This is a genomic window from Streptomyces sp. NPDC049577 (assembly GCF_040675635.1).
Taxonomy (GTDB): domain Bacteria; phylum Actinomycetota; class Actinomycetes; order Streptomycetales; family Streptomycetaceae; genus Streptomyces.
This window is the reverse complement of record NZ_JBFAPH010000634.1, coordinates 1-1333: the sequence shown is the minus strand read 5'-3', so window position 1 is coordinate 1333 and position 1333 is coordinate 1. Positions and strand designations below refer to the sequence as shown.

Sequence of the window (1333 nt, the reverse complement as noted above, 5' to 3'; positions counted from 1 at the left end):
GTCCGGTCCCGCCCCCGGGTCCAGCACGGCGGCGCACAGCCCCAGCCGGTCCACGGCCAGCAGTACGGCCAGGGCGCGCGGCCCGGGCCGCAGCGCCACGCCCACCACATCACCCGGCCGCAGCCCCCGGGCGTACAGGCCGGCGGCGCAGGCGTCGGCGAGGTCGGTCAGTTGCCCGCGCGTGGCGCGCACCCGCACCGCGCCGGTGCGCGTACAGGTCAGCAGGGCGGGCAGATCCGGCCGCCCGTCGAGCAGGGCTTCGGCACGGTCCACCTGGGCGGTGGCGACCGGGTTGCCGGTGACCAGAGCCCGGGCGGCCGCGACCCGGTCCCGGGCGTCCGGGTGCCCGGCGAGCACCGCAGCCTCCGCCCGGAGCGCCACGTACCAGTGCAGCCAGATCCAGCAGACCCACTTCCACACCTGCTCCGGCTCCGGCGCGACGCGCTCCAGCGCGGCGTTCGCCTCCCCGTGGTGGAGCAGGACCATGGCGTCGAAGACCGCGCCGTGGCCGTAGCGGTGATCCTCCTTGGCGCCCGCCTGATCGGCGACCGCGAGCCAGGAGGCCCGGGCATCGACGTCGCCGCGCAAGCCGTGGATCATCGCGACGGACGCGGCGGCCGGGCCGAGCGAGAACGAGCGCTGCCGACCGCTGTGCTCCCACGCGTCGAGGAAGCGCACGCTGCCGGTGAGCACCTCGTCGGCACGGCCCGCGAAGGCGTCCGCGACCAGCAGCCAGGACGTGGCGTGGTCGCCCACCTCCGCCAACGGCGGTTGGTCCGCGAGCTGCCGTCCCCACCGCCGGGCGGCGGGCAGCTCACCCGCGCCGAGGGCGGTCGCGGCAGCCATGGCGAGGGCGTCGATCAGCTCGTGCGTACGGGCCGGGGTGTTCGGCGCCGGAGTCAGGACGTCGATCCGGGCCCGGGCGGCGGCCGCGGCGGCGAACGTGTCACCGGCCCAGCTCTGCGCGCCGGAGAGCGCGTCCAGCGCGGCGGACCGGGCCACCGGTTCGCCCGTACGCCGGGCGAGTTCGACGGCCCGTTCGGCACACGCGACAGTGTCCGATGCGGTGTTGTCCGTGTCCCCCTGGACCGCGCCGTACGCGTCGGCGAGCACTGCCGCCTCCGCCAGCGCGACGGCCGCCTCGGCGGCCGGGTCGTCGTCACCGGTCAGCTCGCGCGCCTCCGCGAGCAGACCGGTCACCTCTTCCACGGCGGGTATCCGCGTGAACGCGCTGGAGAAGCGGTACGCGACGGTGGCCGCGGCCGCCAGGTCGCGCCCGGCACCGGCGGCGTCCCCGGCCCTGCGCGCGGCCTCACCGGCGGCGCGGTACAGG

Annotated in this window: 1 protein-coding gene; it reads right to left on the bottom strand. The window is 77.3% G+C overall.

What is annotated here, in order from left to right; all coding sequences use genetic code 11:
- Positions 1-1333, bottom strand: a 1333-nt coding sequence (locus tag AB0K09_RS33420; RefSeq protein WP_366069143.1) for an AMP-binding protein, incomplete at both ends; no start/stop codon positions are given.